This is a genomic window from Stenotrophomonas sp. SrG, assembly GCF_050031795.1.
Classification (GTDB): domain Bacteria; phylum Pseudomonadota; class Gammaproteobacteria; order Xanthomonadales; family Xanthomonadaceae; genus Stenotrophomonas; species Stenotrophomonas rhizophila_A.
The window spans coordinates 1-349 of sequence record NZ_JBNBBE010000056.1 but is presented as its reverse complement, the minus strand read 5'-3'; the positions used below and the strand labels follow the sequence as shown (position 1 = coordinate 349).

Annotated in this window: 1 protein-coding gene and 1 pseudogene; both read right to left on the bottom strand. The window is 63.3% G+C overall.

What is annotated here, in order from left to right; genetic code table 11:
* Positions 1-151: pseudogene (gene ispH / locus ACQG3P_RS18945) on the bottom strand (4-hydroxy-3-methylbut-2-enyl diphosphate reductase); the annotation flags it as partial.
* Between the two features lie 33 nt (positions 152-184).
* A partial coding sequence (locus ACQG3P_RS18940) for a signal peptidase II (RefSeq protein WP_426805897.1) occupies positions 185-349 on the bottom strand: 165 nt, incomplete at its 5' end.

The window sequence follows — 349 nt, the reverse complement described above, 5'->3', positions numbered from 1 at the left end:
TCTTGAGGTCGTCCACCACGAAGAGGTTGTGCACCACTTCATGGCGCACGTAGAAGGGCGCGCCCAGCGATTCGATCGCGCGCTTGACGATCACGATCGCACGATCGACACCGGCACAGAATCCACCCGGGTTGGCGAGCAGCACATCCATCAGACAGGTCTCCCGGCAGCGGCCGGCGGGGGGTTACGGGTTGGCATTATCCGCCTTTTTGGCGGCCTTGCCGTCGAACAGGCCGAACACCGCGATGCCGTTGGCGCCGACCACGATGGCGGCGTCGGCTATGTTGAACGAGGGCCAGTAGTGCTCACCCACGTACCACTGGATGAACTCGACCACGTGGCCGTGCAA